At 65.4% G+C, this 26,152-nt stretch carries 20 protein-coding genes and 3 pseudogenes; 13 read left to right on the top strand and 10 right to left on the bottom strand.

What is annotated here, in order from left to right; translation table 11 throughout:
• Positions 1-1,254 carry a M20 family metallo-hydrolase gene (locus tag K4G53_RS03620; RefSeq protein ID WP_221384144.1) on the bottom strand — a complete coding sequence of 418 codons (1,254 nt, stop codon included), beginning with the start codon at positions 1,252-1,254 and terminating at the stop codon, positions 1-3.
• Positions 1,251-2,945, bottom strand: coding sequence for an amidohydrolase (locus tag K4G53_RS03615; protein WP_221384143.1), 1,695 nt, complete (start codon positions 2,943-2,945; stop codon positions 1,251-1,253). Before K4G53_RS03615 ends, K4G53_RS03620 begins: the two co-directional genes overlap by 4 nt.
• Positions 2,946-3,105: 160 nt before the next feature.
• Between K4G53_RS03615 and K4G53_RS03610 the strand changes: the two genes are divergently transcribed.
• From K4G53_RS03610 to K4G53_RS03590, 5 genes are all read left to right on the top strand, one after another.
• Positions 3,106-4,299: a helix-turn-helix domain-containing protein gene (locus K4G53_RS03610; protein WP_260323175.1), complete on the top strand. Its 1,194-nt coding sequence runs from the start codon at positions 3,106-3,108 to the stop codon at positions 4,297-4,299.
• A 168-nt stretch (positions 4,300-4,467) separates the two neighbouring features.
• A complete protein-coding gene (locus tag K4G53_RS03605; protein ID WP_221384142.1) occupies positions 4,468-5,796 on the top strand; it encodes an MFS transporter in 1,329 nt (442 codons plus the stop codon).
• A 91-nt stretch (positions 5,797-5,887) separates the two neighbouring features.
• A complete protein-coding gene (locus tag K4G53_RS03600; protein ID WP_221384141.1) occupies positions 5,888-7,189 on the top strand; it encodes an ArgE/DapE family deacylase in 1,302 nt (433 codons plus the stop codon).
• Between the two features lie 56 nt (positions 7,190-7,245).
• A complete protein-coding gene (locus tag K4G53_RS03595) occupies positions 7,246-8,385 on the top strand; it encodes a toll/interleukin-1 receptor domain-containing protein (protein ID WP_221384140.1) in 1,140 nt (379 codons plus the stop codon).
• A gap of 26 nt (positions 8,386-8,411) precedes the next feature.
• Positions 8,412-8,894: a DUF4231 domain-containing protein gene (locus K4G53_RS03590; RefSeq protein ID WP_221384139.1), complete on the top strand. Its 483-nt coding sequence runs from the start codon at positions 8,412-8,414 to the stop codon at positions 8,892-8,894.
• 16 nt (positions 8,895-8,910) lie between these two features.
• On the opposite strand, the gene K4G53_RS03585 is transcribed toward K4G53_RS03590, so the two are convergent.
• Positions 8,911-10,149 carry an FHA domain-containing protein gene (locus tag K4G53_RS03585; protein ID WP_308287812.1) on the bottom strand — a complete coding sequence of 413 codons (1,239 nt, stop codon included), beginning with the start codon at positions 10,147-10,149 and terminating at the stop codon, positions 8,911-8,913.
• A gap of 239 nt (positions 10,150-10,388) precedes the next feature.
• Here K4G53_RS03585 and K4G53_RS03580 point away from each other — a divergent pair, with 239 nt between their 5' ends.
• The 4 genes and pseudogenes from K4G53_RS03580 to K4G53_RS03570 all read left to right on the top strand — a co-directional run bounded on the left by K4G53_RS03580 (position 10,389) and on the right by K4G53_RS03570 (position 13,625).
• Positions 10,389-10,964, top strand: coding sequence for an HNH endonuclease (locus tag K4G53_RS03580; protein ID WP_221384137.1), 576 nt, complete (start codon positions 10,389-10,391; stop codon positions 10,962-10,964).
• 132 nt (positions 10,965-11,096) lie between these two features.
• Positions 11,097-11,990 (top strand): annotated as a pseudogene (locus tag K4G53_RS21510) (zinc-ribbon domain-containing protein); the annotation flags it as partial.
• Between the two features lie 21 nt (positions 11,991-12,011).
• The gene (locus K4G53_RS21425) at positions 12,012-12,554 is read left to right on the top strand and encodes a DUF559 domain-containing protein (RefSeq protein ID WP_308287811.1); all 543 of its coding nucleotides are present in this window, start codon (positions 12,012-12,014) and stop codon (positions 12,552-12,554) included.
• Between the two features lie 289 nt (positions 12,555-12,843).
• Positions 12,844-13,625, top strand: a pseudogene (locus tag K4G53_RS03570) (GntR family transcriptional regulator).
• Here the strand turns inward: K4G53_RS03570 and K4G53_RS03565 are convergent.
• The 6 genes from K4G53_RS03565 to K4G53_RS03540 form a co-directional block, all read right to left on the bottom strand.
• Complete coding sequence (locus K4G53_RS03565; protein ID WP_221384135.1) at positions 13,622-14,137, bottom strand: SRPBCC family protein; 516 nt, start codon at positions 14,135-14,137, stop codon at positions 13,622-13,624. The pseudogene K4G53_RS03570 and the gene K4G53_RS03565 sit on opposite strands and share 4 nt — an antisense overlap.
• Before the next feature lie 36 nt (positions 14,138-14,173).
• Entirely contained in the window at positions 14,174-14,911 is a 738-nt protein-coding gene (locus K4G53_RS03560; RefSeq protein WP_221384134.1) for a hypothetical protein, read from the bottom strand.
• A 141-nt stretch (positions 14,912-15,052) separates the two neighbouring features.
• Positions 15,053-15,289, bottom strand: a complete 237-nt coding sequence (locus K4G53_RS03555) for a hypothetical protein (protein WP_308287809.1) — start codon at positions 15,287-15,289, stop codon at positions 15,053-15,055.
• An 8-nt stretch (positions 15,290-15,297) separates the two neighbouring features.
• Positions 15,298-15,450: a nuclear transport factor 2 family protein gene (locus tag K4G53_RS03550; protein WP_221384132.1), complete on the bottom strand. Its 153-nt coding sequence runs from the start codon at positions 15,448-15,450 to the stop codon at positions 15,298-15,300.
• A 125-nt stretch (positions 15,451-15,575) separates the two neighbouring features.
• Entirely contained in the window at positions 15,576-16,592 is a 1,017-nt protein-coding gene (locus K4G53_RS03545; protein WP_221384131.1) for a nucleoside hydrolase, read from the bottom strand.
• Positions 16,593-16,622: 30 nt separating this feature from the next.
• On the bottom strand, positions 16,623-18,068 hold the full coding sequence (locus K4G53_RS03540; RefSeq protein WP_221384130.1) for an MFS transporter: 1,446 nt from the start codon (positions 18,066-18,068) through the stop codon (positions 16,623-16,625).
• Between the two features lie 149 nt (positions 18,069-18,217).
• Here K4G53_RS03540 and K4G53_RS03535 point away from each other — a divergent pair, with 149 nt between their 5' ends.
• The 4 genes and pseudogenes from K4G53_RS03535 to K4G53_RS03520 all read left to right on the top strand — a co-directional run bounded on the left by K4G53_RS03535 (position 18,218) and on the right by K4G53_RS03520 (position 21,260).
• On the top strand, positions 18,218-19,087 hold the full coding sequence (locus K4G53_RS03535; protein ID WP_221384129.1) for a ribokinase: 870 nt from the start codon (positions 18,218-18,220) through the stop codon (positions 19,085-19,087).
• A gap of 20 nt (positions 19,088-19,107) precedes the next feature.
• Positions 19,108-19,575 (top strand): annotated as a pseudogene (locus K4G53_RS03530) (GNAT family N-acetyltransferase); the annotation flags it as partial.
• Between the two features lie 271 nt (positions 19,576-19,846).
• Positions 19,847-20,149, top strand: coding sequence for a type II toxin-antitoxin system RelE/ParE family toxin (locus tag K4G53_RS03525; RefSeq protein WP_056393993.1), 303 nt, complete (start codon positions 19,847-19,849; stop codon positions 20,147-20,149).
• A 13-nt stretch (positions 20,150-20,162) separates the two neighbouring features.
• Positions 20,163-21,260, top strand: coding sequence for a HigA family addiction module antitoxin (locus tag K4G53_RS03520; protein ID WP_221384127.1), 1,098 nt, complete (start codon positions 20,163-20,165; stop codon positions 21,258-21,260).
• 636 nt (positions 21,261-21,896) lie between these two features.
• On the opposite strand, the gene K4G53_RS03515 is transcribed toward K4G53_RS03520, so the two are convergent.
• Positions 21,897-26,141 (bottom strand): DUF3883 domain-containing protein, encoded by a 4,245-nt coding sequence (locus K4G53_RS03515; protein ID WP_221384126.1) that lies wholly within the window; start codon positions 26,139-26,141, stop codon positions 21,897-21,899.
• Positions 26,142-26,152 lie beyond the last annotated feature (11 nt).

The raw sequence follows: 26,152 nt of genomic DNA, 5'->3' as shown, positions 1-26,152 counted from the left end.
CTAGTCCTCTTCCAACTCGCCCCGGACAAGGCGCCGCGTGACGTCGGTGAGGAGCTCGACGCCCCGCAGCGCGTCGTCGTCGTGCGTGTACTCAGCCTCGTTGTGCGATATGCCTTCCACGCTGGGCACGAAGAGCATCACGGTGGGAACCACGTCTTTCATGTTGGTCGAATCGTGCCCGGCCACGGTCATCACGTCCGCGTGGGTATAGCCAAGGCTCTCCGCGCTGGCCCTGCCCAAGGCTGCCCCCCGGGGCTGGTAGGACACCACCCCCCAGTTGTGCGTCAGGTCCAGGCGGATGTCCGTGCGGGAGTCCGTCCCGGCGTCGATGATCCTCTTGCCCAGCCGCTCCATGGCCAGGCCCAGCACGGACTCGTCCGGGGAGCGCAGGTCCAGGTTCATCAGCACCTGCCGGGCGATGGTGACCGGCGAGTTCGGCAGGACATACAGCTCGGAGACGGAGGTGTGCAGCAGCCCGGGCTCGAATTCGGCCGCCAGTTCACGTGCGGCGGCGATCACCAGCGCGGCCCCGAAGAGGGCGTCACGGCGGTCCTCCATGCGGGTGGCGCCCGTGTGCGACTGCGCTCCGTCCACGGTCACCCGGTACTTGCTGGCGGCCCAGGTGCTGTCCACGATCCCCACCTGGGTCCCGCTCTCCTCCAGGTTCCGGCCCTGCTCAATGTGGATTTCGGCGTAGCGGGCAACCTGGGCGAGGACGGGTGCGTTCCCGTCCGGTACAGCGTGTCCTGCGGCAAGGGCCTGGGCAACGGTTGTCCCTGCGGGATCGGCGGTGGCGAGGGCGTCCTCGAGGCGCAGTTTCCCGGTGAACACGCCGCTTCCCATCATGCTGGGCGCGAAGCGGCTGCCTTCCTCGTTGAACCAGTTCACGACCGCCAGGTTGTAGGTGGGCCGCAGCTTTCCGGCCCTGGCTTCCGCCGCGACGCGGGCACCGGCGTGCGCCGCGGCGAGCACTCCGTAGGCTCCGTCGTACCGGCCGGCCAGCGGCTGGGAGTCCAGGTGCGAGCCGACCAGCACGTAGGGCGCGCCCGGGACCAGTTCAACCATGCCGAACTGGTTGCCTGCCTCGTCCACGGCTTCGGTGTAGCCGTGCCCGGCCAGCCATTGACTGAACCAGGCCCTGGTGCCATGGTCGGCCGGTGTGCCGGCCTGCCGGTCCACGCCGCCGCCGGGGGTGGCGCCAAAGCCCGACATCGTGGCGAAGTCGGCGAGGAACTGGTCGTTGGTGGTGCTCATGGGGTTTCCTTCCCTGTCAGTGCTGCCTCAAGGTCTGCCACGCGGGCCGGGGCTGGCAGATTGTCGGCGCCGAAACGGATGTTCCCGCCCACCATGGTGGCCAGCACGCGGGTGGCGGAGATGTTGGAGGGGTCGACGGCGGTAGGGTCCTGGTCGAGGAACACCAGGTCCGCCAGGTACCCCGGCGCCAGGCGCCCCTTGATGTGCCCGGTTCCCGTCGCCGCGGCCGACCCCGTGGTGTACGCGGCCAGCGCCTCGGCTGCGGTGATCCTTTCGTCCGGCCCGTAGACCTCGCCCGACGGCGTCAGCCGCTCCACGAAGGACTGCATGACGTCCAGTGGCCGGCCGTTGGACACCGGGCGGTCCGAACTTCCCGGCAGGGTGACGCCACGATCCAGCAGACTCTTGCCGGGATAGGACCAGGCAGTCCGTTTGGGGCCCAGCAGGCGGGCCATGCCGTCCCCGAATTCCGTGATGAAGTGCGGCTGCGGGACCAGCACGATGCCGGCATTGGCGATCCGGTCCAGCTGGTCGGGGCGGACCACCCCGCCGTGCTCGATCCGGTTGGGCTGTGAATTGAGCCCGTACTTTTCCTGCGCCTCGGTGATGATGTCGATCGCATGGTCAATGGCGTGGTCGCCGATCGCGTGCATCGCGATCGCCCAGCCTGCCCGGTACGCGCCCAGGGCTGATTCGCGCAGCTGGTCCGGGTCCATCTGCAGGTAGCCGTGGTTGTGGGTGCAGCCTGCGTATTCCTCGGTCATGTAGGCCGTACTGCCCAGGAGCGAGCCGTCGCTGAAGATCTTCACCGGGCCCAGCCGCAGCCAGTCGTCCCCCAGTCCGGTGCGGATTCCGGCGTCCAGGCTCCTGGACGCCGGGTCGTCGGCATGGCCCGGCACATCGTGGAGGGCATCAACGACCAGCATCGGCTGCATCCTGACGCTGAGCAGTCCCTTGTCGCGGGCGTTCAGGTACGCCGCGAACTCGCGGGGCGAATAGCCGATCCAGCCGCCGGCGATGCCCGCATCCGTGACGCTGGTGATCCCTTCGGAGAGGTAGTGCGACGTCGCGAGGTCCAGCGCGCGCTCAATGGTCTCCAGCGGATAGGGAAGCAGGAGGTCGTGCACCAGCCGCATGGCATTCTCCTCCAGCAGCCCTGTCGGCCGGCCCTTTTCGTCCACCACCACGGCGCCGCCGTCGATCGGCGCAGTGAGGTCCGCCTGGGCCGCGACGAGGTCCAGTGCCACGCCGTTGAGTGTGCAGGCATGGCCTGATGAGTGCTTGATCCACACCGGGCGTCCCCCCGCGGCCGCATCCAGCCGGTCTCGGTCAGGCTGTTGGCCGCCGAGCAGCAGCGGGCTGTAGCCGGACGCAATGACCCACTCGTCGGGGGCCTTCCCGGCTGCGGCCTCGGCGATGATCCGGTACACCTCGTCCAGGCTTGCCGCTGCCCCCGCGTTGGCTTCCATGAGGCCGAGGCCGAACCACACACTGTGCGCGTGGACGTCGTTGAACCCGGGGACAATCGTGGTCCCGGCCGCATCGATGGTCAGGGCGGCATGGCTGGCAAGGTCGGCGTCGGGATCGACGTCGAAAATCTTGCCGTCGTGGATGAGCAGGCTGGTCGCCGCAGGGCGGGAGGCATCCTGGGTCAGGATGTGGGCGTTGCGAATCAGGAGATCGACGGGCATGAATCCTCTTTGGTATGGCCCCTTCAACCGTGCGGAAGGGTTCGGGTCAGGGGCCTGGAAGTGGGGCTGCGGTCCATTCAACTCTGTACGATTGCTGCCTTCAAGAGACATCAAACGCGGCCTTGGTGCCAAAATTTAGGCGTTTGCATAAAATGGATGCATGACAGCACACGACGGCGTTACCGCCCGCCCTTCCGGCACCACACCCCGCGAGTTCCGTCCGGGCCGGCCGATGGAACCGGAGTGGACGGAGCTGCTGGAAAGTTTGTGGAAGGAACGCTCCCTGCTCGTCAGCGACTTCCTGGACCGCTTCTCAGCCATTTCCTACGGTGAAGCACTGGTTCCCCAGGACGACGTTTACCGCACCGCGGCGGACACCATGGACATGTTCCTGTACCAGATGGCCGGGCTGGAGCTCCCCCCGGACCTGCAGACCCTTCCGCGCGAGGTGGCAGCCCGCCGGGCCCGCCAGGGCGTCCCCCTGGACGCCTTCCTTGAAGCAATCCGCAATGACTTCCGTGTTCTCTGGAAGGGGCTCGAACGGGTCGCCCGGGACAAGGGAATCAGCGTCCTGGTGGCCAACATGGACCGCGTCCTCGACGCCGTCGAAGGCTATGTGAGCAGCATCCAGCAGGCCTACGCCGAGGAAGAGGCCAGGCTGACGCGCAACAAGCAGCTCTACCGCCAGCGCCTGCTGTCCCGGCTGTTCAACGCCGAACTGGGCAGCCCGGCTGAAGCCCAGGAGCTTGCCGAGGCGCTCGGGCTGCAGGCCAACGGGACCTTTGAGGTGCTGGCGGTTACCTCGGACGCCGTGCCCCAGGCCCAGCGGCAGTTCGAGTCGGACCACAACGTTTATCTGTACGAGAACACGGGGGTCCTGTATCTCTTCCGCCAGCAGCGCCAAGGACGGACCTGGCATGAGGAAGGGCCGGGATTCCCCGCAGGCTACATGTCCGGCGTCGCCGGCCTGGCCGCCGTCCCGGCCGCCGCCTCGTCAGCGCTGGTGCTCGCACAGCAGAAGCGCCGCGGCACCGGGCTGGCGACGATGGAGGATGCCTGGATGGGGATTGCCGGCAGGCTCCTGGAACAGAAGTTTCCAGGCTTTTCCGCTCCCGTGAAGGATGCCCTGGACAGGTGCACGCCCCTTGAACGCCAGCGCCTGCTGCAGGTGGCGCGCAGCTACGCGCGGACCGGGTCCATCAAGGAAACGTCCGAGGAACTCTTTTGCCACCGGAACACGGTGGTCAACCGATTGCACAGCCTGCACCAGGTCATCGGCCTGGACCTGACGGTGCCGGCCGAGGCAGCGCGGGCCCTCGTTGCCCTCAGCCGCTACGGCGAGTTCACAGACTGATTTGTGAAGATGCCCATTTAACCGGCAAAAAGTGGGTGGATATTGTCATTGTTTAGGGCTTTATCACTGATCTACTCTCGAATAACCACCGCTGCAGTGCAGGCATGGCCTTTCGACCGCCGCGGGATCCGGGATGTAAAACTCAACCCGCTCGAAAGGGCTCAAACAGTGACGACCTCAAATTCACTTACCCCCGCCGCAGGTGCTCCTCCGGTCATCTCCGGCAAGGACGCCGGCAAGATCGCCCGTGCCGCCTTCGTCGGGACGGCGCTGGAGTGGTACGACTACTACCTCTTCGGCACGGCCGCGGCGCTTGTCTTCAACAGGCTCTTCTTTACCAACATGGACCCCACTGCGGCGCTGCTGGCCTCCTTTGCCACGTTCGGCGTCGGCTTCGCAGCCCGCCCAATCGGCGCCATCATCTTCGGTTTCGTCGGCGACCGTTACGGGCGGCGCCCGGCGCTGCTGATGACCATCGTCATGATCGGCGCTGCCACGGCCCTCATCGGCCTGCTGCCCGACTTCGGCAGCATCGGCCTGGCTGCCCCCGCCATGCTCGCGGTTCTGCGGCTGGTCCAGGGCCTGGCTGTCGGCGGCGAGTGGGGCGGTGCCGTAACCATGGCCGTGGAGCACGCTCCGGTCGAAAAGCGCGGCCGGTACGCGGCGCTGGTACAGGTCGGCTCGCCTGTGGCCACGCTGCTGGCCTCCGGCGCTTTCTCCCTGGTGCTGCTGTTCCCGTCCGAGGCCTTTGACGCCTGGGGCTGGCGAATCCCGTTCCTGGCGGCCTTCCCGATGCTGGGCATCGCGCTCTGGATCCGCCTCAAGGTAGAGGAATCCCCCATCTTCAAGGATCTGCTGGCCCAGGGCGAGACGGCCAAGGTCCCGGCCTTCGAGGTGTTCCGCCACGCGGGCGGCCGCCTGCTCATTGCCGTACTCGCCGCCCTGCTCGGCGTCGGCGGCTTCTACATGATCACCACCTTCGCGGTGAGCTACGGCTCCAACACCCTGAAGGTGGACCGGAACGTGATGGTCAACGCAACGCTGGTTGCCGCAGTGGCCCAGATCGGCGTCACCTTCCTCATGGGCCGGCTCGCCGAGAAGATCGGGCCGGGCAAGGTCACCATGTGGGGCGGCGTCGTCAGCGCCGTCATGGCCTTCCCCCTCTTCGCGATGATCGACACCAAGTCCCCGCTGATGATCACGCTGGCCATCACCATCGGCATCATGCTCATCGCCGTCGCCTATGCCGTCAACGGCGCCCTCCTCACCGAGCTGTTCCCGCCGAAGCTCCGCTACTCCGGCGTGGCCCTGGGCTACAACATCGCCGGCGCCACCAGCGGCTTCATGCCCCTGCTGGCCACCGCCATGCTGGGCGTCTCCGGCAACCAGTCCTGGGGTGCGGCCCTGATCCTGGCGATCATCTCCCTGCTGACCGCCGTGGGAGGGTTCTTCGGCGAGCGCCTGCGCGTCCAGGACAAGAAGCTCGTCGCCAGCTAACACAGGCGGCCGCGGACCTGCGGCAGCACAGGTACCAATCACCAAGGGGAGCCGTCCGGCGGACGGCTCCCCTGCCCGTTAGGAGACCACCTTGCTCAATGACGACCAAACCCGCCGCATCCTGGATGCCGTCGATGCCGCCTTCGACGCCCAGCTTTCCTTCACCCAGGATCTGGTCAAGCACCCGTCGCTGCGCACCCGGGAGGGCAGCGCCCAGGACCTGATGTACGGGGCCATGGCCGGCCGCGGCCTGGAGATGGACCGGTGGGAGCTCGACGCCGAGGACCTGTCGGCCCATCCCGGATTCGGGCCCGTGACGGTTTCCTATGACGGGATGACCAACGTGGTGGGCACCTACCGTCCGGCCGACGATCGGGGCAGGTCCCTCATCCTCAACGGCCACATCGACGTGGTGCCCGAAGGCCCGTCCGAGGCGTGGTCCCGCTACGCCTGGGACGCACCGATCATCGACGGCTGGCTGTACGGCCGCGGCGCCGGCGACATGAAGGCGGGCCTCGCGGCCAACCTCTTCGCATTCGACGCCGTCCGCGCCGCCGGGTTCGAGCCGGCAGGCCGCATCCACTTCCAGTCCGTCGTCGAGGAGGAGTGCACCGGCAACGGCTCGCTGTCGGCCCTAATGCGCGGCTACCGCGCGGACGCCGTCGTCATCCCCGAACCCGAGGAGGACATGCTGGTGCGCGCCAACGTCGGCGTGATCTGGTTCAGGGTCAGGGTCACCGGCAACCCCACCCATCCGCGCGAGATGGGCACCGGCTTCAACGCCATCGACGCCGCCTACACGGCGATTTCGGCGCTGCGCGAGGTGGAGGAGAAGTGGAACGCGGACCGCGGGCAGCACCCCTACTTCGAGGACCTGGACCACCCGATCAACTTCAACTTTGGCGGGATCGCGGGCGGCGACTGGCCTTCCAGTGTCCCGGCCTGGTGCGAGTTCGATGTGCGCGCCGCAATCTATCCCGGGATCACCGCGGAGCAGGCCTGGCACGAACTCCAGGAGTGCCTCGAGTCCCTGGGCCACGGCCCGGCGCCCATCAACGCCGTCGGCGTCCGGACGGGTTTCTTCTCGGAAGGCTACGTGCTGGAGCCCGGGAGCGAGGCCGAAACACTGCTGGAGCGCACCCACGCGCAGGTGTTCGGCCGCGGGCTGGAAAGCTTCACCACACCGGGCTACCTCGACGGCCGGGTCTTTGCCCTCTACGCGGATACGCCGGCGCTGGTGTACGGCCCCGTGTCCGAGTCGATCCACGGGTTTGACGAGCGCGTCTCGGTGGAATCCGTCCGCCGGATCACCAAGAGCATCGCCCTGTTCATCGCCGGCTGGTGCGGCGTCGACGAACGTGGACCCCTCCCCCGGGCTGTAACGCGCCAGTAACGCCCGCAGCGCTCTAATGCCCTCGGGGTCTGGGCTTGGTCGTAAAGGCGTGCGCCATGGCTGCTTCCACCCCCGCCGCGTCGGGCCGGATCTTCATCAGTTACCGGCGCGAGGAGACCGCGTACCCTGCCGGCTGGCTGTACGACCGGCTGGCTGACCGCTACGGCGGCGGCCAGGTCTTCAAGGACGTCGACTCCATCCAGCTCGGCGACGACTTCGTGGAGGCCATCACCAGGGCAGTCGGCTCCTGCGACGTGGTGCTGGTGCTGATCGGCGACGAGTGGACAACCATCGCCGACGACGGTGGCCGGCGCAGGCTCGACGATCCCGACGACTTTGTGCGCCTGGAGGTCCAGGCGGCCCTGACGCGCAATGTGCGGGTGATCCCCATCCTGGTGGATGGGGCGCGGATGCCCCGCGCCGATGAGCTGCCCGGAAGCATTGCGAAGCTGGTGCGCCGGCAGGCCCTGGAGTTCAGTCCCGCCCGGTTTGAGTTTGATACCAGCCGGCTGTTCAAGGTGCTGGACGGGACGCTCGCAGAGATGCGGAGGAGCCAGGACACCGCGGGAGAACAGGGCACCGCGGAGGAGCAGGGCCCGACGGCGGCCGCAACGGGAGCGAGCGACAGCGCGCCTGGGGGCCGGGAGGCGCTGCCCCGGAAACGGGGACGGTTCTCTCCCCGGACGCTCATCCTGGGCGGGACGGCCGCCGTCGTCGTTGTGATCCTGCTGGTGGTCCTCCTGGTCACCAGCCTCCAGAAACCCTCACCCAGCGCCAACCCTGCGGAGGGGCAGGCTCCGGTCCAGGCAGGGGGCGGCGGCATCGACGTCGACAGTTCGCCCGTCACGAGCGGGGACGGGATCCGCCTTTCCGGGCTGCAGGCCACCAGCCGGCGTGATCCGGCCGCTCCCCGGGTGGGCGACACGGTCACGGTGAGCTATGCGCTGACGAACACTACCGACCAGCCGCTGCAGCTGGAGTACACGTTCGTGGGAGTGCGGGATGCGTCGGGAAACCATCACGATACCGAGGACATGAATGAAGGCCGGGCCCTAGCGCCCGGGGAAACCGTCAACGCGCAGGGCCGGGTGCTGCTCAACAGCTCCGGGAGCTGGGAGATGTGGCCCTGTTACGTGCTGACCGGGGAACGCTTCTGCCCGGATAAGTGGCAGGTGTTCTTCGTCCTGGCCCAGTAGCAAGCTGCAGTGGAAAGGGGAAGCCGATGGTGCGCCGCGAGGATGATCCGGGACCGGCACAGGCGATCGCGGCCGTGCCCCGGCCTGCCCCTGAAGACCCGACGTGGGACCGGCTGGAGGACCAGATCCACTGGTACGACACCAGGAGCAGCGACAACCAGCGCCGGTACAAGTGGCTCAAGCTGCTGGAACTGGCGGTGGCCGCGGCCCTGCCGGTTGTGGCCGGCGTGGGCAGCCCGGTGCTGGTGACCGGCGCGCTGGCCGCCGTCATCGTGGTCCTCGAGGGCGCCCAGCACCTCTACCAGTTCCAGGAGCGGTGGATCACCTACCGCTCCACCGCCGAGGCGCTCAAGCACGAACGGTACCTGTACCTGGCCAAGGCGGGGCCCTACCTGCGCGCGGACCGGCACCAGCAGCTGGCTGAGCGGATCGAGGGCCTGATCTCGCAGGAGCACGCCAAATGGACCAGCAGCCAGCAGCAGGTTCCGGGCCGGTCGGAGGGGCGGTAGGCCGGGCGGCAACGGTTTATCGGCCGGCATCCTGGTGGCTTTGCGCCGCCGGTTCCGACCCGGCCAGCGGTTTCAGGCGGATGTCCGGAACCGTAATGGTCCTGGGGCCGTCAAAGCCTTGGACAAAGACGGTGGCGAAGCTCAGCGACACCGTTGTTGCCCCTTCCGGCAGCTGGCTTTCGAAATTGAGGGTGCCCTTCCGCTGCCCGCCGGGCGGTATCTGGGGTTGCCAGTTGCTGCGGAAGGAGTCGGCGTCGTACGTGGTGCCGTCCGGTCCGGTGAGCATGGCGTTCTGGAACAGCGGCAGGGTGATGGTGCTGGTGGTCCCGTTGTTCACCAGGATCTCCGCGCGGGTGAAGTGCGCCGTGCTCTGGACGCCCAGGATGGTCACCCGCACCCCCTGCGCCTCCGCCACCACCTGGCGTTCCAGCCGCTGCACGCCGCTTTCGTTGCCGGAGAAATAGCCGACGGCGTAGCTCGCCCCGGCGGTGACCAGCCAACCGCCGCCGCCGAGCAGCAGCAGCGTCAGCAGCACCGTTGCGGCGAGCGGCCGCCGGGGCTCGGCACGGGGTTCGGGCCGGGGCCCGGCTTGGGCCTCCGCCCGCGGCCCGGCCTGGGGCGCGTGGCCGTGGCTGGCGGGCTGCTGCCTCGCGGCGGCCTGGTTCTTCCGGTAGAACCCGAGCATTTCGATGGCCAGGGCCACCAGCAGTCCGACGAGCGGCGTGGCGAACCAGGTCCAGGTGGGCGTCAGTTCGGTGAGGAAGGAGGTGAGGCTGTTCCCCAGGAGCCCAATGACGTTGATGCCCGCGGCGAACATCAGCGCCGTGCCCAGCCGCTCTTTGGGCTGCTGCGGGCCCGGCTTCGCGGTGTCCTTGCCGGCGCCCTCCCGGGGCGCGCCGCCGTCCTCCCGGGGCGTGCCGCCGTCGGCGTTCCTGTCGATGAACCGCAAGCTGACCTCGCCGAACTGGACCAGGTCCCCGTGCGCCAGTTCCGTGGGTGAGGTGATGCGGTGCCCGTTCACCCAGCTGCCGTTCCGGGACTGCTGGTCGGTGAGGATGGTCCGGCCGTCGACGGAGCTCAGGAGGGCGTGGTGGCGGCTGACACCGTAGGCCGGCAGGCGGAGCCGGGAGCCGTCCTGGCTGCCCACGGTGACCTCCCCGCGCGGAATCACAAGCCTGTTCCCCGCCGCCTCCCCGCTGACGACGATGAACTCATTCCTGGCACCAGGCCCATCCATGGCTTCCCGCCCTGCCACGCCCCAAGGATTCCGTAGGCCTGGTTTGCTCCCGGGGGAAATTCCTGACAAGGACGTGCCCACTGCCGAAGCGCCGCTGTTCCGCATACCCTGACCGGCCACAGCCTTGCCCCCGTGACCGCATACGGAAACTCAGCGAAAACTGGGCCAAACCTGGGACACCGGGCCTCGCTCTGTCTATAGGATTCCTTTGATGTCCGGGACCAGCGGGTTCCGGCGCAAGGGAATTGGGGGAATCCATGCCGGATCTCGGCCGCATTTATTGGACACGGCAGGGCCTTCGCCTGGCCTACACGGCGGTGATGGTTTGGCTCGCTGTGGCGGTGGTGTCGGCGCTCAGCTCGAAGCCAGCACCCGCTGTCGGAGCGGGGCCGTCCTCCACGGCCGGGGTGTTGCGCGGCCTGTTCGAGGGCGTCGTCGCCGCGGTGGCAGTCCCCGGCGTGGCCCTCGTGGTGCTGGGCATTGCCGCTGCCGTCGTCACCGGCCGCGATGTCCGACGCCGGGATCCGGTGCGGCGTTTCACCCGCCAGCAGCGCCGCGAAGGGATGGCCCGCGCCGGCGGCCTGTGCGAGTTGGAAGCCGGGTTCGGGCGGCGCTGCGGCAGACCGGCCGAGCACGGCGACCACTTTTTTCCGTGGTCCAAGGGCGGTTCCACCAGCCTGCAGAACTTTGTCGCGGCCTGTGCCAGATGTAACCGCGCCAAGCGTGCGAACATCCCGTCGCCAGGCCAGCAGCGGCGGATGGAACGACGACGGCGGGAGTACCTGCCGCCGTCGGCCTCGGTCAGCGTGGGCGAACGGCAGCCGCTCGCCTAACCGACCAGTCAACACGATGTCAGAAGAAGAGGGGCGCGCCGCCCGGATTTGCGTATGCACCTCCTCGGACAAGCCATTAGTCTGCCAGTTTCCACCATCTCTACCTCGATGACGCCCTGACAAGAAGGCAAAGTGACCACAAACGACAATGCTTTATCCGCCCATAACGCAAACCCGAAGCGGAAGAACCTTGTTCGCGATGAGGGTGAGAGATCCCTGGCGCACCTTCTTCCCGCCATCGCGGCGCAATGGGACAAAGATAAGAATGCATTTCCCCCGACACATGTGCGTCCGGGAAGCAACAGGAAGGTGTGGTGGATTTGCGAAAAGGGCCACACGTGGCTAACGACGCCGTATGTACGGGCAAAAGGTCACGGCTGCGGGGCTTGCAGTGGAATGAAGGCCACCGATGAAAACAACTTGGCCGAGGCGCGTCCAGACCTTGCAGCTACATGGCACCACCAGCGAAATTGGACGCAGCTAGGCATGTCTATCACTAACACGACGCCCCAATCTAACCGCAAGGTGTGGTGGATATGCCCGAAAGATAGCAGCCATGACTACCAAGCTTCTCCGGCCGCGCGATTTCGCGGTGGCGGGTGTCCGTTCTGTGCTGGAAAGAAGGTCAACGATTCCAATAGTGTCGCTGGCGTGAGGCCGCTCTTAGCGATGGAGTGGGACCCCCGAAATGCAAAAGGACCACGCGAGGTCGCTTACGGAAGCGACTACAGAGCATCCTGGATTTGTCGAAAAGACGCATCGCACAGGTGGGAGGCTGTCGTCAGTTCCCGTCCGGCAGACGGAGCAGGCTGCCCCTTCTGCAGTGGCAGGCACCCCACCAATGAGAACCGCTTAAGCATCAACCGACCTCAGCTGGCCCAACAATGGCATCCAACCAAAAACGGAAAACTTACACCCGCAGATGTGTCCGTAGGAAGCAGTCGCCGTGTTTGGTGGGTGTGCCCCCAAAACGCTGAGCATATCTGGTCAAGCTCTGTCGTTGGTCGCGCACGGGATCAGGATGGCTGTAAATGGTGTGCACCGGCAGTGAGGTCCAAAATCGACGTCGCACTCGCATGTGAGTTCGAGGCAGCCTTCCCGGGAGAAGTGGACCCTCAAATACAGAAGCGGCTTGATCTGGGCCACAACCGACCGCATACCGTGGACATTTTCATCGAATCACTGAAGCTTGTAGTCGAGTTTGATGGCTCCTATTCTCACCAGGGAAAATCGCATGAACAACGCGACGCCTCAAAAACGAAAAAGCTTTGGGACGCCGGGTTTCGAGTGATTCGTATTCGGCAAGCGCCCCTACCCCTGCTGGACCACAAGCATGACATCGCCGTCTCGCTCGAGAGGGTTCCGGATGCACGGGCCATAACAAGTAAGGTCCTCCAACGTATGGTCGAGCTTGACTGGGTCCGCCCACACATCGCCGCTGATTATCTCAAGTCGTCCGCCGCAGATGTCGCAGAGAAGGCCTCCGCACTCTATGAGTCTCTGCCTTCCTCGGAGAAATTCGTGCCCCTGAGCGCAAAGGCCTCGAGAAAACGGAAGGACGTTGCCGGAAATCCGCCGACCCTTTTCTAATCAGACTGTGCCTGCAAGCTGCAGTCCGTCTCTGGATCAACTCATCCGTCCCAAAACGCCTGCCAGCGTCCCATTTTCCGCTCGAACCACTCATCCCTCCTCTTAGTACTGGAAAGGCGTTACAGCTGGAGCTACTTTTGAGCGGTATGCCTCATCCGAGAAGTGCGTATGCCCAGGAGAGACTCTCTGGGCGACTGGCAGGCTTATGCAACCCTTGTTGTCCAACAAACACGTGCTACTTGTTCTAGGCTGGAAGCCTAAAACCAGTCACTAATAAGCGAGGCCAATCGTGCACCAGGACGCCGCCCGGTTCCTGTCCCAACCGGTGGCAGCCCAGCCCGGCTCGCCGTTGCGCGTGGCGGTTTATTCGCGCATCGCCGAGGCGATCCGTAATGGCCTGCTCACCCCCGGTTCCATGATCCCCACCGAAACCGAGCTCGGTGCCGACATGAAGGTCAGCCGCACGGTGGTCCGCGAAGCCCTCATGCTCCTCGAAGAGGACGGGCTGATCCGGGCCCGCCGCGGTGTGGGACGCTTCGTCTCGGACACGCTCCCCCGCATCGGCATCGAACGCATCCGGCCCTTCGAGGAAGTCCTCGAAGGGCCCGGGAAGACGCTCGAGGTCAAGCGCACCCAGGCGCTGCGTCAGGCCGCCTCCGAATTCGTCGCCCCCGGCATCGGCGTCGTGCCAGGCACCGACTGCTGGCTCTGGGAATCCGTCCTCATCCGCGACGGTGAGGCCATCGCCCACCTGCAGGAGAACGTCACCGCCCAGCCGGTCAGCTTCGGCAAGGGCGCCGCCGCGCCCCTCGAGATAGAGGACGATGGCGGCACCACCTTACTTGCCACGCTCAACAACCAGCTGGGACGCCTCGCCGGCCCCGCGAGTGCCAGATCAGCCTCAGCCAGGTGGGGCCCAGCCGGGCAAAACTGCTGGACCTCCGCCCGTCCGACCCGGTCCTGGTGCTGACGCAGTACGTCCGGCACGCGAACCGGCCGTTCTACCTGGCCAAATGCCTCATCGCTGCCCGTGCCGGCCACCTCTCGGTGATGCAGCAGTTCCAGTCCTAGGACCGGACCTCCTGATCTGCAGCGACCTGATCTGCAGCGACGGACTCGGCGATCTGCTTGATCGCGGCGAGCGTTACCGGGATGCCGTGGAGCGCCTGCTGGGTTCGGTCAGCGATCTGCTCCGGGGCCTGGTCACCGAACTTCTCCTCGAACATGGCGATCCCTTCCGGAAGGAATTCCCACGACTCGGTGAGGGTGGTCCCCGCATCAGCCGGGGCCATGGTGAAGCTCCAGCGGACGAACTTGCCGCCCACCACCCAGGCGAACTCGCGGCCGCGCTCGGCGGCCACTACCTGCGACCGCGTCTCCCAGGTCCGGTGGGGCAGCTCGTTGCGCCCCGTGAACCAGGCACCGACGTGGCCGGCGCTGTTCTCGTCGTCCCACCAGCAGGATGTACAAACCGGGCTCCACTCGCCGGTTCGGGTGATGTCGGAGACCAAGTCGTAGACCGTCCCGGCCGATGCATGGACCGTAACGGACTCCTGATGTGTGCGGGTGCTGCTCTGGTTCATGGGTCCATCCTTACTGAGAGTCACTCTTACTGGGGGTCACTTCTTCTGCCGCCGGCTGCCGCCGTGCCAGTCCTCCTGCCGGCCTACCGCACCGGCGGTGACTCCGAAGGCGGGCAGCTGAGGCTGCTCACGCAGGCTTCGCTTGAGCTCGGCGAACCCAGGGAAGCGTGCCAGCCCCACCACGTGGTCCCACAGCTCGGCGGCCGACTCTTCGTCCGGAAGCCGGCTGATCACCGGCCCAAAGAAGGCCACCCCGGTGGGCGGCTCGAAATGGATGATGGGCGTGCCCACATCCTTGCCCGTCAGTCCCAGCGCCTCATCCGTCTCCTGCCGGATCTCGCGGTCCCAGGACTCGTCGTCCAGCGCCTCCGCCAGCTGCAGGGGCAGGCCGGCCTCGGCGAGGATCGGCTCCACGAACTCCCGCGTCCCGCGCCGCTCACGCACCGCGAGCTCGGTGGGCAGGTTGTCCGTGTCCGGGGCAGCTTCGAAGATGTGCGTCCCGAATGCCTCGTACAGCTGGGCAACCGACTCGGGGCCGTGCTCTGCTCGGGCCTTGGCCGCCACGCGCAGCAGCCGGAGGCCGGCCGTGTGTCCGGCCTCGTACTCAGGCGGGAAATGGGCGTCATAGTCGACCGCGGCGTTAATCTGACGCAACGAGATAAACCGCCAGTGCACGGTGTATCCGCGCTGCGCCTGCACCATGCGCACCCACTTGCTGGTCATCCAGGCAAAAGGGCAGACCGGGTCGAAGTAGAAGTTGATGTCGGCATCCACCCGTCCACCCTTGCACCTGCCAGTGACCTGCGTCTAATCGCTAAGCCCGGCGCGGGAATATGGTCGCAGTCCTGTCCCATGCATCATCCACGGGGCCGGCGGCACCTGCTGCACTCCCGCCGTCGCCAGCAGGGGACTGAATCAGCGGTCCGTCCGGTCGGGCCGCTCGACGCGGTCCGGCCGCAATCCGGACAGCCTCTGTACGGCCTCGTCGATGCCTACGGCTTCCTGCTCGACGTCCTCCAGATAGAGCCTGCCGGCGGTGATTTGGCCGTTGCTGATCTCGAAGAGCGTCACTCCGCGGACCTGGAAGTCCTGGCCGTCAACGCGGTGTCCTGACCAGGACCATTCGCTCCACGTGGTGTCGCCGTCATCCACGGATCGGATCAGGTCAGCGCGGAAATCGGGAATGCCGGCAAGCATCGCTTGCCGGGGTGGGCTGGCTGTTCGCTGCGGTAGTGCTCGTGGATAAGCGCTGCCGCCGCTTCGAGGTCGTGGCCATTCAGTGCGGCCGCCAGCTTGTCTACTACGTCACTCATGAGCCATCCTTCCGCATCCGGGAGCCGGGGGCAGGGCGCGGGCCGCGTCATTGGGATTTAAGTCTGTGCCGCCCGGGACCGGTGCGCAACGCTCAATCCTGTCCGGTCCCGACCCGCCTGCCGGCTCAGGCAACCACCGGCACCTGCTGCACTCCCGGCGTCGTACTGTCTGTGCCAACACTTTCGAAGTGCCCCAGCAGCGTCTCCACCAGGTGCGGGGCGACGTCCTCCTCGAGCGAGAGCACCACACGGCACCGCGCGCCCTTCACCTCCGGGTACCCGGCGTGCAGGCCGCGCATGTCGCACACGGTCTGCCCGCGGCCGGGCCCGTCGGAGGTGTCGACGGCGGCACGCACCACAGGTGCCAGCGCAGGCTTAACGGCGCCAACGGCGAGCGCCGCCGCGAGAGGATCGTGCATGGCGGAGCAGGGCCGGCCGTAGATGCCCTCGTAGAACCGGAAGTAGTAGCCCAGCATCTCCCCCAATGCCCGCGGCACCGGCGCAGCAGAGGCCAGCAGAGCTTGCCGGTGTGACTCCTCCAGCACAGACGCCATGGTCACGTCCAGGGGCACCAGGGTGACGTCCCAGTCGGCGGCCAGCACCAGGGCGGCGGCCTCGGGGTCGTGCCAGATGTTCGCCTCGGCCACGGGCGTGATGTTCCCCGGCGCCAGCGCGGCCCCGCCCATCACGGTCACCGACTCCACCAGGGACGGCAGCGCAGGCTCCAGCCGCAAGGCCTCGGCAATGTTCGTCAGCGGCCCGATCGCCACCACCCGCAACGTACCGGGATAGGCACGGGCCAGCCGCACCAGCATCTCCGCCGCGGACTCGGCAACAACAGAAGCGGCAGCAGGAGCAAGCGAAACCTCACCAATGCCATTGGACCCGTGCACCCACGGCGACCCGCCGCCAAAAGAACCAGCAAGAGGATCGTGGGCGCCCACAGCCACCGGCACGGAAGCGGCACCGGCACCGGCCAACGAAAGCAGGTCCAAAGTATTCCGGGCGCCAACCGCAGCACTCACGTTCCCGCTGACCGTCCCGATCCCCACCACGGAGGCAAGCGGAGAGGCGAGCAGGTAGGCCAGGGCGAGGGCGTCGTCGATGCCGGTGTCGCAGTCCAGGTAAACGGGGGCAGTCACAATAGATTTCCTTAGATGAGATAAGAGGGGTTAGACCGTCTCGCCCTTGGGGGCGGCGACGAAGAGGCTGACGATGAACGCGGCGGCGGTGATGCCCACCGAGATCCAGAGGGCGGTGGCGTACCCGGCGGCCGTGGCCTGGGCGGCGAACGGTGCCACGAGCACGACGCCGAGGCTCGCCCCGATCCCGAACGACGCACCGTTGATGCCGGGCAGCGCCGCCGGGGCCTCCTTCGGCGAGAGCAGCACCGAGAGTCCGTTGATGGCGGTCAGGAAGAAGCCGTTGTAGAAGATCCCCAGGCACGCAATGGCAATAAACACGGCCACGGGGCTGGACGAAAACACGGCGGCCACCACGGCGCACACCAGGCTCAGCGAAGTCCCCAAACGCAAGATACGCACCCACCCGCGCCGGTCCGCCAGCCAGCCCGCCAAAGGCGCGGCAAAGACGCCAATCAGCGCGGCGGGAGTGAGGAACAGCAAAGCCGAGATGGAGGCGGAAAGCCCGAAGCCGCCGTCGGAATCCTGGCTCAGCAGCACCACGGTGAAGTTGATGACCGCGAAGATGCCGGCCAGGGTGAGGACGGTGGTGGCGATGACCGGCCACACCTGGCGGGAGCGCAGGTGGTGCACGGCGATGAGCGGGTGGCTGCGGCGCTTCTCGATGAACCAGAATCCGGCAAAGGACAAAACAGTGCCGGCCAGCAGGGCCAGGGCGGTGGGCGAGGTCCAGCCGGCGGCCGAACCGTCGGACACGAAGTACGTCAGGAACACCAGGAACAGCGAGAGGGAGCCGGCGCCCCACCAGTCCATGGCGCCGCGCACCCCGGCAGGCCGTCCGGCGGGCACCAGGCGGAAAATGCAGAGAGCGGCGATGGCGGTGAGGACGAGGACGACGACGAAGATGGACCGGAAGCCGAGGGTCTCGGCCATGAGCCCGCCCACGTAGCCGTCCACGCCGCCGATCCCGCCGTTGATGGCGGCGATGATGCCCACGGAGGTGCCGAAGACCTTCGCCTGCAGGTTCTCGCTGAGCACGATGTAGGCGAGCGCGAACACGGCGCTGGAGACGCCCTGCAGGAATCGGCCGGTGACCAGCAGCGGCAGGGTGGGCGCGGCGATGCAGAGGATGGTGCCGGCGCCCATGATGCCCAGCACCAGCAGCAGCGCGGTGCGGCGGCCGATGAAGTCGCTCCACCGGCCGATCACGGGCCCGGCGATGGCGCCGGCCAGGAAGAACATGGACTGGATGGGGGCGGCGCTGTCCGCGCTTTCGCCAAAGCTCGCGGCGATCTGCGGCAGCGCGGGGGTGACCATGCTGGCGTTCAGCTGGAAGGACAGCACGCCCAACAGCAGGGTGGAGATCAGCTGGGCGGCGCGGCGGCCGGAGAGCTTGGTGGCGTCGTCGTCGGGGACTACGACGGCGGCGCCTCCTTGGGCGGGAGGCGCGGCTGTGGCGGGGGTCGGGGTGTTCACATCAAACTCCTTTGTTCGAGCAGAAGGGATCGTCTTTCGTAGCGATTCGAGTTGTTATACAACCATGTATGACGCACAAGTACAACCGTGCGCTACACTTTTTCGAAAGCCCGGCCGCTTCCGGCCCTCCCCCTTCAGAGAGTTTTCCCATGAACACAACACGTCCTGCCGTCACCGTGGTCGGCAGCATCAACCTGGACCTGATCGCCACCGCCGAGCGGCTTCCGACCGCGGGCGAAACCATCGGCGGCGCCGTCCTGTCCGAGCAGCCCGGCGGCAAGGGCGCCAACCAGGCCGCGGCCGCGGCGCGCCTTGTCGGCAGTGCCCGGATGGTCGGCGCCGTGGGCAAGGACGCGTCCGGGCAGCGGATGCTGGATGCGCTGGCTGCTGCCGGCGTGGACACCTCCGACGTGGCAGTCTTGCCGGAGCCGACCGGGACGGCGCTGATCGTGGTGGACCGAGAGGGCGAGAACCAGATTGTGGTGTGCCCGGGGGCCAACTCGCACCTGTCGCTGGACGGGGTGGAGTTCTCCCCCGACGAGACGGTGCTGTGCCAGCTCGAGGTGGGCCTGCCCGTGGTGATGGAGGCTGCCCGGAAGGCGCAGGGGTTCTTTGTGCTGAACGCGGCGCCGGCCATGGACCTGCCGGCGGAGCTGCTGGAGCGGTGCGACCTGGTGATCGTCAACGAGAGCGAGTACGCCCTGATCCCGGCACTCGCGGAGGCGAAGCTGGTGGCGGTGACGTACGGAAAGGATGGTTCGGCGATGTTCGAGCATGGCCGCAAGGTGGCCGAAGCACCGTCTGCTGCGGTGGCGGTGGCGAACACCGTGGGCGCGGGTGACGCGTTCTGTGCCGCCCTGGTCCTGGCGCTGCGGAGCGGACTGGACTACACCCGGGCTCTGGCCGTGGCTAATGCCGTCGGCGGGGATGCCGTGGGTGAGCCGTCGTCACAGCCGGATTTGGCACAGCTGGGCCACTACGTGGAGCGGACCGCCGCGGTTTCGGGCGCTTCCTCGTGACTGTTGAATTCCGGCGGGCGGTGCCGGCGGACTTTGCGGAGGTCCGGCGCATCACCCGCGACGCGTACCTCCGGGCGGGACACTTTGCCGCCGACCATCCGTACATGAGCGTTTTGGAGGATGTGGAGCACCGCGCCGAGCATGCGCAGGTCTGGGTGGCGGAGGCTGCCGGAAAGGTGGTCGCGGCGGTGACCCTGACGTTCGCCGGCCAGCCGTACAGCGAAGTCGCCCGGGACGGGGAGCTGGAATTCCGGATGCTGGCCGTTGACCCTGCGCGCCAGGGCGGCGGTGTCGGCCGGGCGGTGGTGCAGGAGATTACGGAGCACGCGCAGCAGCTGCCCGGCATCAAGGCGATCAGCATCACCAGCGCCACCTTCATGGAACGTGCCCACGCCCTGTACGAGTCGCTGGGCTTCCGCCGTGCGCCGGAACGGGACTGGTACGTGCCAGGCGAGGACGTGCTGCTGTGGGTGTTTACGGTGGAGCTTTCCAGGTCAGCGGATCCCGGCCTGCGTGCGGCGTTAAAAAGGGCCTCCTTGACTGGTCTCCGTCGACACGCTCTACCTAACTACAATCGATTGAGTCTCCTCCCAATTCGCTACGCCGTAGCTGCCTTCCGGGCGATCCAAGTCGCCTGAAAGCTGGAATGGTTATGGCCGCGCAAGGCCGCCCTTGGCGTGGCGCAACCTCAGATAGGACAAATCCGGGCATAAGATTAGCGAGGCGCGCATAGACTGTAACGAGATCGGTGACATATACTTGAAAGTACAGTACAAGGACAACAAGCTCGAGAAGCTGTGCACCGACGAACGCGAGATGCAGAAGAAGCGGCCGGATTTGAAGAAAAAGCTCCGCCTTCGAATCAAGGCGCTCGAGAACTCAGACACATTTGGCGACCTACCCGAGGACGACCCCGGAGGAGCGTGGCACGATCTCAAGGGTAAGCGCGCCGGGACCTGGGCTGGCGAGCTCAGCGGCAACTGGCGACTCCTTGTGGAACCGACGCCCAACTCCTTGAGCGCTGTCGATGCGACCGTTGTCGACATCGAGGACTACCACTAAGGAAGGAGACACCATGGCCGCCACCAACTACGCCGTCGCTCCCGGGGAGTACCTGGAGGAATGGATTGACGATCATAGCCTTTCCCAGCAGCGCGTGGCCGAGCTCCTCGGAAGCAGTCGCAAGCAGGTTAACGAGATCATCAACGGCCGTGCGCCGATCACTAGCGATACCGCAATGCGCCTCGAGCGCGTCGTCGGGATCCCCGCCAAAACGTGGCTCAAGTACGAGGCGCTGTACAGGGCCGATCTCGCACGGATTGCTGACGAGGAGCGACTCGCCGGTCACGCGGACGAGGTCGCGTCGTCCGCGATCACCTACCTCCGCGGCATCGGTGCTACCGCAGCCACCAGGCGGTCACCAGGGAAGCTCGTGTCGGATTTCCTTGCCTTTCACCGCTGTGGAACGTGGGAGGCCTACCTCCATCTGCACGAGGAAGCGGCCACCGGCGACTACGCGCTGGCAGCCCTGAAGGACTCGGGAGCAACGCTCGACCGGTCTCTCCTAACGATCTGGCTAAGGGCCGCTGAGCTTGCAGAGCCGTTCGAGCGCGGGCGCAGTTTCGACTATGATCCTGACCGGCTGCGGGCAGCCCTGCCCGACCTCCGCGCGCGGGCCGCAACGCCCGACTCCACTATGCTCCGCGACATTGCGAACATGCTCGCCGACGTCGGCGTCGTCTTTATGGTGGTTGAGCCACCGAAAAAGCTCCCCCTGCTCGGCATGACCCGTTGGATCGATAAGCGAGTACCCGTTATCCAGCAGACAGGACGCTGGGGTAAGGACGGGTTCGTGATCTGGACGCTGTTCCACGAAATCGGCCATGTTCTTAACGACCCCCGAGGCGAGATGCATCTGGAATACAGCAGTGAGAAGAAGCGCGGCAGCGAAGCCGAGAAGGGTGCCAACGCGTTCGCAATGGACCTCCTCTTCGGCGAGGCTGGCGTCTCACAGTTTCGTGGTTTGTTCTACGATGGCGAGATCGCTGAAAAAGCCCGGGAAATCGGCATAGCTCCGGGCGTGGCCGTGCATCAGATGCACCGACGTAGGCTGCTGGAGTACAAGTTCGGCAACGGCCTCTGCGTCGACCTCACAGGGACGTTCACTGAGTGACTCATCTCGATTCGACGCGCGGTGACCCTGAGGCGGGTCCTCCTCGACACCAATATGCGGGCTCCGGAGAAGCTGGCTGAACAGGGCCCTGAAGGGGCAGCCCTGTTCTCTGCTTCGACCGCGGCTCAGGAGGTCCTGGGCATGCAGAGGCATGGCAGGGATTCCTGCTACCGTTAGGCGCTTCCCCTGCTCGAGGAATCCCTTCGGGGCGTCCACCACGTGGTGTCCCCGCAACACCTGTGGCGCTCAGCCATCGGTGCGCGTCCGGGTAATCGTCCTCCCCGCGCGTGTAGAGTTCGTGCAGGGTTCCTGGGCGGTCCCGCCTGCGCATGAAGGACCGGTCTGATTCGACTGAGTAATCATCGTCCAGTCTGCCGGATGGATGGGATGGCCCGGTTATCTGGCGTCCGTGGCGTATTCCGGTTTAATCTCCAACAAGAGATCCGGCCTGCGACCTTCTTGAAGTGTAACTGAAAACTCTTATTCGGGGTGCTGGGAAAGTGCCCGGCTTCCCCATCAGTTGAACCACTCCACTCGAATCGGGTTCCTCGCGGGACGGACCCTCAGACAGTCAACGACGATTTGAAAGGTCGCTTTCATGTGGCAACCCGTGAGCCGAGCTATGCACCGTCTGCCCTAGCTTCCCGCGGCACCGTCGGCGAGTGACAGCGCCATCTGCGCCTTCGCGAGCAGCAGGTGTCCCTTGCCATCCTTGATCAATCCGAGTGGATCCGACCACCTGGTAATGGCGGGAACAGCCGAGTCAACCTCAGTGACCCGATATATGTAGTACCGACTCCGCCGCACCGTTGCTTCAATGAGCTCGCGCTGTGAGATGTAGAACGTGTCCGTAGGATCAGTCCCCTGCGTCGACTTAACTTCGAGGTAGATCAGCTGGCCGTCATCATCCATGCTGACGATGTCGTATGGCGACAGTTCATCCACCTTTGACACCCACCGGACCATGTCCGGGTTCTTACCCAGCTTGTTCAACCGCTCGCGCTCGGCATTATAAACAACTTCTTCACCCCGCTTGCCGATCCGGCGGTTCTCTTCGTCCGTGTGAATGCTCGGCGCTGTGCTGTGGCCGTTTCTACCGCTTGCGCCGTAACCGTTGGTTTTGGTACTCCCGGCGTAAGGACGTTCGCCCGGTACTCCGTCCACTATCCTGACGGCTGAGTAGTCGATTGCTGGAGGGTCAGCCTTCGGCAAGGGCTGGCTTGGCACCTCCTGCTCATTCCCTGCCGAATCCTGGCGCGTCGGATCCTTCGCGTGATTGCTGGCCTCCGGGACATGCTCCGCCACGACTCCCGATTGCTGTGTTCTTAGTGCCGCCACACCAGAAGACCCGCCGTCATCGGCGCTTAGATCGGGCAGAAGCGAATCGAGGATATTGATGATTTCTTCCTCGTCCTCCTGCTGGAGCCTCAGCAGCTGGGCGGCCTCTGTGATGTCCTGAGGCTGAATTTGGCGGTCCGCCATCATTCGGCTGCGGTCGTCGCGTGATGCTGTCAGCAACATGGTGAAAGCATCCGCCAGGTTCGGCACGCTCAAGTACTGGGCCAGCTGTCGCCCGAGCGGGAACCAGTGCGGCTCACCCGTTGCCGCGTCGAGTTCAAGATAGGCTGTGCCCACGTTAAAGGGCTTGCGCCCTCGTTTCTCCGCGCGGCTCGCGATGTAGCAGACTGCATCCTCACGGGTCGCCGTCGCACCATCAAATTCGTAGGTTAGGACCAGCCGTTCGCATACGACGAGTTCCAGCCTTCGCAGCGCCGGTCGGACGCGGTTTTCGGCGCTGGAATTTTCTGCCCGAACCAACGCCAACAAGTACGGCTTGATGGCATTTACCCGCCGCCTGACGTTATCCGCGATTGCTCCGTGATCCTCCTCGAACGGGACTGGGGAGGTAACTACCTTGTCGTCGAGCTTGCTTAGTGCGAGATACCGGGCCAGTTTCGTTAGACCGGCCTCGGCGGAAAGCAAAGGGCGCTGTTTTTCGAAGGTATCCCGAAGGAGAGGATCGTCGGCATAGGCCGGCTGTGTCACGAACTGCGTTACTCCGTCTTGGCTGGCCAGAAGCCGGACAGTTTCCGGTGCAGGGTGCGGCTCGGGCTCTTCGCGAAGTACATCATGCAGGGTGCGCTGCACCCAGCGTGCTGCCTGGTCGATCTCACGGTTCGTCCCCCCGGCTGCATCCGCCTCTTCGGCGATCCCTTCCAACAGCATGAGGAGATCGGCGACGCGTGGACGGCCGGCGTCTGTCAGGCGCAGTGCGGCGGCCAGGCCTGCACCTCCCCGGGTTTGATACATTGCCTCGCTGATTCGCGGAACACGTTGTTGGATTCGGCGCGGCGTTTGCGCGGCTTCGATCCATGCCTCTGACGGCGGAACGAGTTCCGGCACGTTGCCCCGGTCGACAGGCACCCAGGCCTGCGACCGCAGCGTGTAATCAAACAAGGACGGTGCCCGGCGTCCACGATCGCCGGCGTGGCTGCTATGGACACAGTAGAAGAGTGCCTGCGTTCCGTCCTCATACACGGACCCCCATCGCCGGGCCAGTTGGTTCCAGAGCTCTATGAGGCGGACAGGATCGCCACACGCTGTGAGTTCAGCGTGGCGGTCTAAGCGGAATGACTCACGCAGCTGCTGGGACTGGGTGTGTCCGTGCGGGCACTTCGCAGCTGCCATGACCTCCGGAAGCTTCAACCACTCCTGAAACAGTGGACCGCGGTGAGGGTGCCTGCCGCTGTTGTTGGTAAGGGTACTCGTTTCAGCCTTGGAGAGACGGGGGTACTCAATCACGCCCAGCATGCGGTAAAAGTCGAGGTCATCCTGGCGACTTTCGGAATCCCGCGGAGGCGTGATGTCGAGGAATTCGGCGTCTCCAAATGGACCGTAAATAACTTCCAAATCATCGGATCCGGTCCACGGTGAACTGAAATAGATTTCCGCTGATGGTCGAAGCTGCTGGACGGAGCCGTCTGCTGTTCGGGCAGGAAGGAGCACTCCCCCTAGGAGCGGCTCGAAATCTTCGCTCCCCTGCAGTCGAACTTGATGGTAGGCGCGAAGACCGGCCATAGCACCAGCCCTTGCCGATTGTTCAGCTTCGGGATTGCTCAGAATCTTGATGAGGTACTCACGGATGAGTTCGCGCCACTCGAAGGACCTGACACCCAGGTCGCGAAGAAGGTTTCGCGCGTCCTCGACCTCTGGTACATGCGCAATGGGGACCGGCAGGTCGTCGGGAATGGTGATGTCACCGCGCTCCCGCGGGAAGAAGATCGTGTCGTCGCTTGGCGTAAGAAGCTGTCCCGCCGTACCCAAGACGACCGGAGCCTTCCTGAGTTCGTTGATGATTTTGGTGCCAGCTGTTTCGCGCCAGTCCACCAGGAATTGGTAGTAGTGCTCGACGGTTTCCCGTCCCGGCGCTGCCAGTAGCGCGATGAACTCACCCATCCCCATCTCGTCGGTCTCAGGCACGCCAGCGAGAAAGTTCTTGATCGGAGTGAGTCTTTCGACGTCCGGCCGCAGGGTGCTTGCGAGGTCAAGGTTTGCCAGCTCATGGGCCGTCACGGCATCCGGCAGGCTTCGCGGCAGGAGGGAAATATCCGCGGGACGACGCAATATACCATCTGCTGTAGGCAGGAAAGGAGAATCCAGCAGCGCCTCCCTCCACTGGTTCCGAACGGCCGTTCCGCCCCCGCCGACCGGCTGGTCGACTGCCGGAACGAGAGCCTCGATGGCGGCCGAACTGGCTCGAGTTCGACGCACCAAGTCAGGAGCGACGGTGGACTTGAGGTGGTCTGCCACCGCGTTGACCAACATGCGGTTGAACGGCGCGGCTTCAGGCGTCGTCGCGATCTGACGGCGGTCCATACTCAACATCCACTCGGCATGGATAGCCACGTGAAGCCCCGGTTCTTCGTCAGTCGGGAAATAGACGTGAAGTGGGAATGTCGCGTCTACAAGCGGCTGTCCCTGTTCATCTACAGGCACAGCGACCGCGAAACGTACCTCGTCCATCTCCTTCCACATTTCTCCGAGATGTTCGAAGACCGCAGGGTCAGGCACTACGGACCCTCGATAGATGAACCACTCTTCATTCCTGTCATTGGTTTCGAGCAGGACGTGCTCGACGCCACCATCCGCCTCGCGGAAGATTTCGGAAGTGAAGTCGCCGTGTGTTCCTTGCAGCTCCAGATGATCAACATGTGGCAGGAAAAGCAGAAGTCGGGACGCGAGGTTCCCTATGAGAGCAGCTTCAACAGTCGAACGCTCGACGCCGTCCCGGAACGGAAGTCGGATGACCGTGGTGAAACCCTTCGCACGAAGCATCTCGATCGCAGCAGCATCGGGCCCAAGGTCCGTCTTTTCCACCGGGAACGGAAAAGCGTAAACCGGCAGCTTCTGACGCGGCGGCAAAGGCCCGAGCAGCTGATTGACTTCCGCACCAACGCGCGCACCGTTGAACTGGAACGAAGACAATTCCGAAACGATCTGGGGATGGTCAGTAATCTCGCCGACTGATTTGAATCCCAGTCCCTTGTGGCCGACTGATTCGGAAGGATCTTTGGAAGACCTCCCCAACGAGCAAATGGCTTCGACCTGGGGCTCTCCGAAGCCGGAGCCATTATCGGCCACGATCAATGCTGTTTCTGTCAGGCGGAAGTGCGCGCGGCCCCGGGCCCCAGTGCCACGTGCGGCGTCGTTAGCATTTTGCAGTAACTCAAACGGATATCGTCCGGTGTACTGCTGCCGCACCAATTCCTGCGCGCCGCCACGTTCATCCAAGCTCTTCAGGACATTGTCCCGCAAATCGTTGTCCACCTGGACACGGATGGAAGCTAGTTCGCTTTCGCGAAGCCGCGTCGTGACGTCCATTTTTCCCCCTA

Source organism: Arthrobacter sp. MAHUQ-56 (assembly GCF_019710585.1).
GTDB lineage: Bacteria > Actinomycetota > Actinomycetes > Actinomycetales > Micrococcaceae > Arthrobacter.
The sequence above is the reverse complement of the archived record's forward strand: the minus strand, read 5'-3'. Positions and strand labels throughout refer to the sequence as shown.